The organism is Aquipuribacter hungaricus, from assembly GCF_037860755.1.
GTDB lineage: Bacteria > Actinomycetota > Actinomycetes > Actinomycetales > JBBAYJ01 > Aquipuribacter > Aquipuribacter hungaricus.
The window spans coordinates 1-10,839 of the sequence record NZ_JBBEOI010000126.1 but is presented as its reverse complement, the minus strand read 5'-3'; the positions used below and the strand labels follow the sequence as shown (position 1 = coordinate 10,839).

Below are 10,839 nucleotides of genomic sequence, written 5' to 3'. Positions count from 1 at the left end.
GCGCCCCGCCGCCCCCGCCGCCGCCCCGGGCGCGCCCCCCGCCGCCGGCCCCGCCGGGGGTGCCGGCGTGGTCGTCGACATCACCGAGGCGGACTTCGACGCCCTGCTCCAGCAGTCCCTCACCGTGCCCGTCGTCGTCGACCTGTGGGCCGAGTGGTGCGGGCCGTGCAAGCAGCTGTCGCCGGTGCTCGAGAAGCTCGCGGTGGAGTACGGCGGCCGGTTCGTCCTGGCCAAGGTCGACGTGGACGCCAACCCCCGGCTCGCGCAGGCCTTCCAGGCGCAGTCGATCCCCATGGTCGTCGCCCTGCTCAAGGGCCAGCCCGTGCCGATGTTCACCGGTGCCGTCCCCGAGGCCCAGGCCCGCCAGGTCATCGACCAGCTGCTCGAGGTCGCCGCGCAGAACGGCGTGACCGGCACCGTCGCGGTCGGGGAGCCCGGCGAGGAGCCCGAGGCGCCCGTCGAGCCACCGCTGCCCCCGCTGCACGCCGCCGCCGCCGAGGCCTTCGAGGCCGGCGACTTCGAGGCCGCCGTCCGCGCCTTCACCCAGGCGCTCAACGAGAACCCGGCCGACGCCGACGCCAAGGCCGGGCTCGCCCAGGCCCGGCTGTTCTCGCGCGTGGCCGCCGTCCCGGCCGCGGTGATGACCGGCATGGCGTCCGCCGCCGCGGCCGACCCGGCCAACGTCGAGGCCGGCATGGCCGTCGCCGACCGCGACCTGTTCGGAGGGCACGTCGAGGACGCCTTCGCGCGCCTCGTCGACCTGGTCCGCGTGACCGCCGGCGACGAGCGCGCCACGGTCCGGACCCGGCTGCTCGAGCTGTTCGAGGTCGTCGGGCACGAGGACCCGCGGGTCGCCTCCGCCCGCGTGAAGCTCGCCAACGCGCTGTTCTGAGCCCTGCCCCCCGGCACGCCGTCCTGACCGGCGGCGGACCGCACGCACGACAGAGGCCCCGACCGAGACGGTCGGGGCCTCCGTCCTGCGGGGCCGGTCGCTCAGTCCTCCGGCGTCAGCCAGACCGTCGCCAGGGGCGGCACCCGCAGGGTGGCCGAGGCGGGACGGCCGTGCGACGGGGTGTCCGTGGCCTCGACGACGCCGAGGTTGCCGACGCCCGAGCCGCCGTACTCCTGCGCGTCGGTGTTGAGGATCTCGCGCCAGCGCCCGGTCGACGGGAGCCCGACGCGGTAGTGCTCGTGCGGCTGCCCGGCGAAGTTCGTGATGCAGGCGACCGGCTTGGAGCCCTCCGCCGTCCGCAGCCACGCGAACACGTTGCTGGTGTAGTCCTCCGCGTCGAGCCACTGGAAGCCGCCGGCGGTGAAGTCGTCGCCCCACAGCGCCCGGTTGCCGACGTAGGTCCGGTTGAGCTGGCCGACCAGGTCGTGCAGCCCTCGGTGCCAGGGGGTGTCCAGCAGCCACCAGTCGAGCGAGCGCGACTCGCTCCACTCCGGCTCCTGGCCGAGCTCGCTGCCCATGAACAGCAGCTGCTTGCCCGGGTGCGACCACATGTAGCCCAGGTACGCGCGCAGCGTGGCCAGCTGCTGCCAGCGGTCGCCCGGCATCTTGCGCAGCAGGGAGCCCTTGCCGTGCACGACCTCGTCGTGGCTGATGGGCAGCACGTACTGCTCGCTGAAGGCGTACACCAGCGAGAACGTCATCTGCTGATGGTGGTACTGGCGGTTGATCGGGTCCTCGGCGACGTAGCCGAGGGAGTCGTGCATCCAGCCCATGTTCCACTTCAGGCCGAAGCCGAGACCGCCCAGGTGGGTCGGCTGCGTGACGCCCGGGTAGGCGGTGGACTCCTCGGCGATGGTGATGATGCCGGGGACGCGCTTGTAGGCGGTGGCGTTGAGCTCCTTGAGGAACTCGACGACCTCGAGGTTCTCCCGGCCGCCGTGGACGTTGGGCTCCCACTCGCCGTCCTTGCGCGAGTAGTCCAGGTAGAGCATCGAGGCCACCGCGTCGACGCGCAGGCCGTCGACGTGGAACTCCTCGAGCCAGTACAGGGCGTTGGCGACGAGGAAGTTGCGCACCTCGTTGCGGCCGTAGTCGAAGACGAGCGTCCCCCACTCGGGGTGCTCGCCGCGGCGCGGGTCGGCGTGCTCGTACAGCGGCTCGCCGTCGAAGCGGGCCAGGGCGAAGGAGTCCTTGGGGAAGTGCGCCGGGACCCAGTCCATGATCACGCCGATACCGGCCTGGTGGAGCCGGTCGACGAGGTGGCGGAAGTCGTCGGGGCTGCCGAAGCGGCTGGTCGGGGCGTAGTAGCCGGTGACCTGGTAGCCCCACGAGCCGCCGAAGGGATGCTCCGCGACGGGCAGGAACTCCACGTGGGTGAAGCCGAGCTCGGCGACGTAGGCGACCAGCTCGTCGGCCAGCTGGCGGTAGCTCAGTCCCTGGCGCCACGAGCCCAGGTGGACCTCGTAGATGCTCATCGGGGCGTTGTGGACGTCCTTGGCGGCGCGCTCGGTCAGCCACGCCTCGTCGCCCCAGGTGTAGGAGGACTCGGTGACGACCGACGCGGTGGACGGCGGGACCTCGGTCGCCCGGGCCATCGGGTCGGCCTTCTGGTGCCAGCGGCCGTCCTTGCCCAGCAGCTCGAACTTGTAGCGGGTGCCTGCGAGCAGGCCCGGGACGAAGATCTCCCAGACGCCGGAGCCGCCGAGCGAGCGCAGGGCGTGGGTGCGCCCGTTCCAGGCGTTGAAGTCGCTGATCAGGCGGACGGCGCGCGCGTTGGGCGCCCAGACGGAGAAGCTCGTGCCCTCGGTCGTGCCCAGCGGGCCGGGGAAGCGGCGGACGTGCGCGCCGAGCGCGTCCCACAGCTCCTCGTGCCGGCCCTCGCCGATGAGGTGCAGGTCCACCTGGCCGAGGGTGGGGAGGAACCGGTAGGGGTCGTCGACCGTGTGCACGGCCTGGCCCTCGTTGCTGTCGTAGACGACCTCGAGGCGGTAGTCGCGCCCCTCGCTGCCCGGCAGCGTCGCGGCCCAGATCCCGTCGTGCTCGTGGTGGGCCTCGGTGCGGCCGGCCTCGGTGACGACGGTGACGCTGCGCGCGAACGGCTTGAGGGTGCGGACGGTGACGTCGGACCCGTCCGGGTGGAGGCCGAGCACCCCGTGCGGGTCGTGGTGGGCGCCGGCTGCGACCGCGGCGAGGACGTCGCGGGGGACGGCGGCCGCGCGCGGACCGGTGTCGGAGGTTGTCATGTCCCCCATCCTGCCGAGCGGACACCCGTGCGCAAACCCTGCGGCGATTCCCGCCGGGCCACGGCCTAGCCTGCACGGGTGCCAGCTGACCGGGCCGACGCCCTGACCTCGACGTCTCCCGCGACCGCGGTGGCGGACCGACCCCGCCGGGTGGTCTCGCTGCTGCCCTCGGCGACCGAGATCGTCCACGTGCTGGGCGCCGGCGACCGCCTGGTGGGCGTGACGTTCGAGTGCGACCACCCCGCGACCGCCCGCACCGATGCCGCCGTGGTGGTCGGCGGGGTCGACACCGCGGGCATGACCCCGGCCGAGATCGACGCCTCCGTGCGGAGCCGGGCGGCGGCGGGGGAGGACCTGTACACGCTGCACGAGGGCGCGCTGCGGGGCATCGACCCGGACCTGGTACTCACCCAGGACCTCTGCCGGGTCTGCGCCCTGCCGTCCGACGTGGTCGACGAGGCCCTGGCGCACCTCGGCTGCACCGCCGACGTGCTCGCCCTCGACCCGTCCTCGCTCGACGACGTGCTCGGCACCGTGCTGACCGTGGGCGACGCGCTCGGCGTGCCCGAGCAGGCGGCCGCGGTCGTCGCCTCGCTGCGCGCCCGGCTCGCGGCCGTCGCCGCCGCGGTCGCCGGACGTCCCCGCCCGCGGGTCGCCGTGGTGGAGTGGGTCGACCCGCCGTTCGTCGCCGGTCACTGGGTGCCCGACCTCGTGGTCGCCGCGGGCGGCGAGGAGGTGTGCGGCCTCCCCGGCGCCCGGTCGGTGACGACGACCTGGGCCGACGTCGTGGCCGCCGCCCCCGACGTGGTCGTCGTGGCGCCGTGCGGCTACCACCTGGACGCCGCCGCCGAGCAGGCGCTCGTGGTCGCCGACGCCCTGGCCGCTGCCGGCCTGCCCGGCGTCCCGGTCTGGGCAGTCGACGCGGACGGCCTCGTCGTCCGCCCCGGCCCGCGCCTGGTCGACGGCGTCGAGGCGCTCGCCGGCCTGCTGCACCCGGACATCCTGCCCCTGGACCCCGCCGCGGTGCGCCGGGTGCGCTGAGGCTGGGGGGCCGGGCCCGCTGGGGCGTTCGGGGCCCGCGGTCCGACGACTGGGACGAACCCGGGCCACGACCTCGGCCCCCAGCCGCGTTCCGTCCCAGTCGTCGTGAGACGACGGCGGCACGGGCTCCGGGGGCGCGTCGCGGCGGACGACGGCTCAGGTGGACCGTCGGCGGGCGGCCACCAGGCTGAGGACCTGACGGACGATCTCGTCGGGTCGGCGCATCTGGTGACGGTCGACCTGCAGCACCACCCAGCCCGCCTCGCGGATGTCGTTGTGACGCCGGAGGTCCACCCGGACCTGTCGCGCGCCCAGGTGGACCTCGCCGTCGTACTCGCACCCCAGGCGCAGGTCCGGCCAGCCGAGGTCCAGCCGGGCGACGGTGCGTCCCCAGCGGTCCTCGACCGGGCACTGGGTCACGGGGTCGGGCAGACCTGCCCGGACGAGCAGCAGGCGTAGGCGCGTCTCGGGTGGGGAGTCGACTCCTTCGCGCGCCAGCCCGAGCACCTCTCGGGCGCGGCGCACACCGCGCAGGCCGGCCGCACCGTCCAGCACCGCCCGGGCGGCCTCGAGACCCAGCGGGGTCGAACGGAGGAGCGCGTCCACCTCCACGACGCGGTCGTCCACGTCCGTGCTGCTCGACCCGGTACCGCGGGCGAGGTCGAACGCCGTCCGCCCGAGGCGGGTCGCGGGTCCCAGCGGCGTCAGGACGACGTCGTCAGGGTCCAGGCGCCCGACGTGCGGGTGGACCGCGGCGGTCCTCCGGAGCTGGTGCGACGACGGGACCGAGACGACGACGGGGTCTGTCCCGGCGGCGAAGGTCGCCCCGTGCGCCCATGCGGCGCTGTGGCCGAGCAGGACGAAGGCGTGAGGGTGGGTGACGCGGAACGCCTGGATCTGGCGCCCGTGACCGGTGTCCGCGTCGGCCGTCTGGTGGGCGCCCCGCATGAGCCGGCGGTACCGCGGGCCACGCAGCTGGTCCGGTGTGACCACCCCCAGCGCCTGCCTGGTGCTGAAGGGCTGGGCGTGGAGTCGGGCGAGAGCGTCCATGCGACCAGACGGTGCGCCGGTCAGGCCGTGCTGTCGGGGACGGCGACGGCTGCCGTGGACAGCTCGGCCGTCCGCGGACCTGTGGACGGACGGCGCCGACTGGCACCGGTCAGGGGTGGTCCGCGACAGGGACGCACCCGGGGTGAAGGGTCGATGTCGACCCCCGGTTCGTCCCGGTCGCAGACGAGCAGGCGCGTCGCAGACCCACCCCGGCACGACCCCCGCCCGGCCGCTACCCCAGAAGGCGCGCGACCGCGGTGAGGGGGATCCGGAGCCAGGAGGGCCGGTTGCGGGCCTCGTAGACGACCTCGTACAGGGCCTTGTCCAGCTGCAGCGCGCGCAGCAGGTCGGCCTGCTCGCGCGGGTCGCGGCCGGCGACGGAGCCGTAGCCGTCGCAGAACGCGTCGCGGGTGGCGGCGGCCCAGGCGTCGGCGGAGGCGACGGCGGCGGGGTCGACGCCTTCGCCGACGGTGTCGTGCCCGGCGGCGTAGTCGACCGAGCGGAGCATGCCGGCCACGTCGCGCAGGGCGAGGTCGGGCACGGTGCGCTCGGCGAGCGGGCGCAGCGGCTCGCCCTCGAAGTCGAGCAGCACCCAGCCCTTGCCCGGCGCCTGGAGCACCTGGCCCAGGTGCAGGTCGCCGTGGACGCGCTGCAGCGGCGGCAGGTCCGACAGGCCGTCGAGCGCGGCAGCGTGGGCGTCGAGGGCGGCGGCGTGGACGTCGAGGTCGCGCACGGCGGAGCGTGCCCAGTCCAGCCGGGCACGGAGCGAGGCGACCATGCGGGCGCGGGCGGCCTCGTCGACCGCGGTGGTGCCGAAGGCGGTGGCCAGGTCGGCGTGGACCTGGGCGGTCGCGGCGCCGAGGTCGCGGGCGGCGGCGGTGAAGTCCGTCCGGTCGCGGACCGCGGACAGGGCGACGCGCCAGGCGTCCTCGCTGCCGGGCAGGAACTCCACGGCGACAGCGAGGTGGCCGGAGACCGGGATGACGCCGGGGCCGGCGACGGCAGGCAGCCACGTCCCCTCGAGCCAGCCGCGCAGGGCCGGGACGTGGCCCGAGCCGACGCGGGTGAGCGCCTCGAGGACCTCCACGTCGGGGTTCGCGCCCGGGTGCAGGGTGCGGAACAGCTTGACGATGGCCGGCGGGCCGTCGACCGGCTCGACGATGATGCTCGTGTTCGACTGCTCGCCGCTGAGCACCCGCGACGGCGCCCCCGCGGGCACGGGCAGCGCGCCCTCGCCCGTGCGCAGCGCCGCGAGCAGCGCGCCGACGAACGCCGGGTCGTGCGGGCCGTCGGTGACGTGGCGGGCGGCGTCGCCGGAGCCGAGCACGCCCACGGTGGCGCCGGGCACGGCGGAGGCCAGCGGGGCGGCGCGGTACGTGAGCGGGACCTGGACGACGTCGAGCCGGTCGCCGGAGTCCAGGCCGACGACGTGCGTGACGACGTCGACTCCCGGCTCGGACGACGGCCACGCGAACGCGCCGAGGTCGCGCAGGCCCACCCCGCGCCCCTTGGCCGGGTACCAGCGCTGGGCCGGCATCCAGGTGTGGAGCAGCCGGCCCAGCTCGTCGTCCAGGGCGGGACCGGGGACGACGCTCATGCGCCCGTGCCGGGGACCAGCCGCAGCCAGAAGAAGTCGCGGCTGCCCATGGTCAGGGTGAGGCGCCCGTCGGCCCCGACGTCGGGGAAGCCGTTCCCGCCGAACAGGTCGACGACCCGGGCGCCGGCGTGCTCGGGCACGGTGAGGGTGACCGCCTGCGGCGTGGAGCCGAGGTTGTGCACGCACAGCACGGTCTCGGGCTCCTCGTGCTCGGCGCCGGGGGTGCCGGCGGTGAGCACGCGCAGGAAGCCGAGCACGGCCTCGTTGTCGCAGGCGCGGGCGTCGGTGACGACCGTGCCCGGCTCGACCAGCGGCAGCGGCGCGAACGACCCGAGGCCGAAGACGGGGTGGCGCTTGCGCAGCGCGAGCATCCCGCGCACCCAGTGCAGCAGCGAGCTGCTCGTCGCCAGCTGCGCCTCGACGTTGACCCCGCCGAAGTGGTTGGTCAGCGACTGCACGACCGGCAGGTAGAGCTTGCCGGGGTCGGCGACGGTGGAGAAGCCGGCGTTGCGGTCGGGGTTCCACTGCATCGGCGTGCGGACGCCGTCGCGGTCGTCGAGCCAGATGTTGTCGCCCATGCCGATCTCGTCGCCGTAGTACAGGCACGGCGAGCCGGGCATCGACAGCAGCAGGGCGTGGATGAGCTCGATCTCGGCGCGGCTGTTGTCCAGCAGCGTCGCCAGCCGACGGCGGATCCCGACGTTGGCGCGCATCCGCGGGTCCGGGGCGTACCAGCCGTACATCGCGGCCCGCTCGGAGGTGGTGACCATCTCCAGGGTGAGCTCGTCGTGGTTGCGCAGGAACGTGCCCCACTGGCCCGTCGACGGGATGTCCGGGGTGTCGGCGAGGATGTCGAGCACCGAGCCGGCCTTCTCGTCGCGCAGCGCGTAGTACAGGCGCGGCATGACCGGGAAGTGGAAGCACATGTGGCACTCGGGCTCGGCCTCGTCGCCGAAGTAGGGGACGACCTCCTCCGGCCACTGGTTGGCCTCGGCGAGCAGGATGCGGCCCGGGTACTCGTAGTCCACGACCGAGCGGACCCGCGCGAGGAACTCGTGGGTCTTGGGCAGGTTCTCGCAGTTGGTGCCCTCCTCCTCGAAGAGGTAGGGCACGGCGTCCAGGCGGAAGCCGTCGATACCGGCGTCCATCCAGAACCGGACGACGTCGATGATCGCGTCCTGGACGGCCGGGTTCTCGAAGTTGAGGTCCGGCTGGTGGGAGAAGAACCGGTGCCAGAAGAACTGCCGGCGGACCGGGTCGAAGGTCCAGTTGGACGTCTCGGTATCGACGAAGATGATGCGCGCGTCGGCGTACTTCTCGTCGGTGTCGCTCCACACGTAGAAGTCGCCGTACGGGCCCTCGGGGTCCGAGCGCGAGGCCTGGAACCACGGGTGGGCGTCGCTGGTGTGGTTCATCACCAGGTCGGTGACGACCCGGATGCCGCGCGCGTGGGCGGCCGCGACGAGCTCGCGGAACTGCGGCATGGTGCCGAACTCCGGCAGCACGGCGTAGTAGTCGCTGATGTCGTACCCGCCGTCGCGCAACGGCGAGGCGTAGAACGGCGGCAGCCACAGGCAGTCCACGCCGAGCCACTGGATGTAGTCCAGCTTGTCGATGAGGCCGGCGAAGTCGCCTGACCCGGACCCCGTGGAGTCCGAGAAGGCCCGGACGAGGACCTCGTAGAAGACGGCCTTCTTGTACCAGTTGGGGTCGTTGTCCAGCCCGGGGCTGGACAGCTGAAGTCCCTGCACGCGGAGTCTCCTGTGGCGGTGCGTCGTGGGGTGCTGGGTCGGGTCGGTGCGGGGGTCGGTGCGGGGCCGGCTCAGTGCGCGCGGACGGCGAACACGTGCGCCGAGGCGACGTACGGGTCCAGGCGCACGTAGTTGGCGCCGCCCCAGCCGTACGTGCCGCCGCCGAGCAGGTCGGTCACCGTGTACTGCGAGTGCGCCGGGAGGCCGAGCGTCGTCGCGTCCACGTGGACGGTCGTCTCGTGGGCGGCGTGCGGGTCGAGGTTGACCACGACGAGCACGGTGTCCGCGCGCCCGGTCGGCGACTCCTCGGCCGGCACGTGCCGGGAGTAGGCGATGACCATGTCGTCGTCGGTGCGGTGGAACGTGGTCCCCCGCAGCCGCTGCAGCGACGGGTGCGCGCGCCGGACCTCGTTGAGCCGGGTGAGCAGCGGGGCCAGCGAGCGGCCCTCGGCCTCGGCGGCGGCCCAGTCGCGCGGCCGGTACTCGAACTTCTCGTTGTCGATGTACTCCTCCGCGCCGGGGCGGGCCACGTGCTCGCCCAGCTCGTAGGCGGCGTAGATGCCCCAGCTGGGGACCATCGTCGCGGCGAGCACGGCGCGCAGCCGGTGGGCGGCGGGCCCGCCGTACTGCAGCGAGGCGTGGAGGATGTCCGGCGTGCTCGGCCAGAAGCTGGGCCGCATGTAGTGCGCGGACTCCGTCGACAGCTCGGTGACGTACTCGGTGAGCTCCTCCTTGGAGGTGCGCCACGTGAAGTACGAGTACGACTGCTGGAAGCCGACCTTGCCCAGGGTGCGCATCATCTGCGGGCGGGTGAACGCCTCGGCGAGGAAGACGATCTCCGGGTGGGCGGCGTTGACCCGCCCGATGAGCCACTCCCAGAACTCGACCGGCTTGGTGTGGGGGTTGTCGACCCGGAACACCGTGACGCCGCGGGAGACCCACAGCTCGACGATGCGGAGCACCTCGGCGTAGATGCCCTCGGGGTCGTTGTCGAAGTTGACCGGGTAGATGTCCTGGTACTTCTTCGGCGGGTTCTCCGCGTAGGCGATGGTCCCGTCGATCCGGGTGGTGAACCACTCCGGGTGCTCGGTCGCCCAGGGGTGGTCGGGGGCGGCCTGCAGCGCCAGGTCCAGCGCGACCTCCAGGCCGACCTCCTTGGCGCGGGCGACGAAGAAGGCGAAGTCCTCCTCGGTGCCGAGGTCGGGGTGGATCGCGTCGTGGCCGCCGTCCTTGGAGCCGATGGCCCACGGCGAGCCGGGGTCGCCGGGGGCGGGGTCGAGGGTGTTGTTGCGGCCCTTGCGGTTGACCTCGCCGATCGGGTGGATCGGGGGCATGTAGAGGATGTCGAAGCCCATCGCGGCGACGGCGGGGAGCCGCTCGGCGGCGGTGCGGAACGTCCCGGACACCCAGCGGTGGGCCTCGGTGTCGTAGCGGGCGCCCTCGCTGCGGGGGAAGAACTCGTACCAGGCGCTGAACAGGGCCAGCTCGCGCTCGACCTGCAGCGGCAGCGGCTCCGAGGCGGTGACCAGGTCGAGGACGGGGTGGCGGGCGACGACGGCCTCGACCTCGGGGCTCACCGCCGGGGCGAGCCGCGCCTCCTCGGGGCGGCCGGTGTCCTGCAGGGCGGCGGCGGCGTCCTCGAGCACGACGGCGCCGGCCTCGTCCCCGGCCGCGCGGGCCAGGGCGGCGCCGCGCTCCAGGACGGGCACGCCCTCGGCGAGCATGACCTCGACGTCGACGCCCGCGGCGACCTTGACCGTCGCGTTGTGCTCCCACGTGGCGTAGACGTCGCCCGCGCCCTCGACGCGGAACGTCCACGCGCCGACCGAGGTCGGGAGGACGGTGGCGCCGTAGCGGTCGGTGCCGGGGGCCAGCTCGACCATGCGGACCCGGCTGTGCTCGGTGCCGTCGGGCGCGGTGAGGACCACGGTGGCGGCCAGGGCGTCGTGGCCCTCTCGGAAGACGCTCGCCTCGACGGGCACGGCCTCGCCGACGACCGCCTTGGCGGGCCAGCGGCCGTCGTCGACGCGGGGGGTGACGTCGAGGACGGGGATGCGCCCGACCTTGCGGCCGGACAGGTCGACCGACGGGGACGAGGACTCCGTGCCGGCCGGAGCAGCAGGCGCGGCAGCAGGCGCGGACGGCGCAGCAGCGGCAGGCGTGGCCGGGCCGCCCGAGGCGTCGCGGGACGGGGTGCCGGCGGCC

7 protein-coding genes are annotated in these 10,839 nt (G+C 74.2%); 2 read left to right on the top strand and 5 right to left on the bottom strand.

Annotation, left to right across the window (positions count from 1 at the left end; translation table 11 throughout):
- On the top strand, nt 1–892 hold an 892-nt coding region (locus tag WCS02_RS12960; RefSeq protein ID WP_340293876.1), incomplete at its 5' end, for a tetratricopeptide repeat protein.
- A 101-nt stretch (nt 893–993) separates the two neighbouring features.
- Here the strand turns inward: WCS02_RS12960 and glgB are convergent.
- Nucleotides 994–3,243 carry a 1,4-alpha-glucan branching protein GlgB gene (gene glgB, locus WCS02_RS12955; protein WP_376984085.1) on the bottom strand — a complete coding sequence of 750 codons (2,250 nt, stop codon included), beginning with the start codon at nt 3,241–3,243 and terminating at the stop codon, nt 994–996.
- 30 nt (nt 3,244–3,273) lie between these two features.
- Here glgB and WCS02_RS12950 point away from each other — a divergent pair, with 30 nt between their 5' ends.
- Nucleotides 3,274–4,236 (top strand): ABC transporter substrate-binding protein, encoded by a 963-nt coding sequence (locus tag WCS02_RS12950; protein WP_340293874.1) that lies wholly within the window; start codon nt 3,274–3,276, stop codon nt 4,234–4,236.
- A 156-nt stretch (nt 4,237–4,392) separates the two neighbouring features.
- Here the strand turns inward: WCS02_RS12950 and WCS02_RS12945 are convergent, their stop codons facing one another.
- The 4 genes from WCS02_RS12945 to WCS02_RS12930 all read right to left on the bottom strand — a co-directional run.
- On the bottom strand, nt 4,393–5,286 hold the full coding sequence (locus WCS02_RS12945) for an endonuclease domain-containing protein (RefSeq protein WP_340293872.1): 894 nt from the start codon (nt 5,284–5,286) through the stop codon (nt 4,393–4,395).
- A 232-nt stretch (nt 5,287–5,518) separates the two neighbouring features.
- Nucleotides 5,519–6,883 (bottom strand): maltokinase N-terminal cap-like domain-containing protein, encoded by a 1,365-nt coding sequence (locus WCS02_RS12940; RefSeq protein WP_340293869.1) that lies wholly within the window; start codon nt 6,881–6,883, stop codon nt 5,519–5,521.
- Nucleotides 6,880–8,634 (bottom strand): maltose alpha-D-glucosyltransferase, encoded by a 1,755-nt coding sequence (gene treS, locus WCS02_RS12935; protein WP_340293867.1) that lies wholly within the window; start codon nt 8,632–8,634, stop codon nt 6,880–6,882. The genes WCS02_RS12940 and treS overlap by 4 nt, the downstream gene beginning before the upstream one ends.
- A gap of 71 nt (nt 8,635–8,705) precedes the next feature.
- On the bottom strand, nt 8,706–10,839 hold a 2,134-nt coding region (locus WCS02_RS12930), incomplete at its 5' end, for an alpha-1,4-glucan--maltose-1-phosphate maltosyltransferase (protein WP_479688805.1).

Coding starts and splice junctions, on each gene's coding strand:
- WCS02_RS12945 (WP_340293872.1), bottom strand. CDS start 5,286: ATGGACGCTCTCGCCCGACTCCACGCCCAGCCCTTCAGCACCAGGCAG.
- WCS02_RS12940 (WP_340293869.1), bottom strand. CDS start 6,883: ATGAGCGTCGTCCCCGGTCCCGCCCTGGACGACGAGCTGGGCCGGCTG.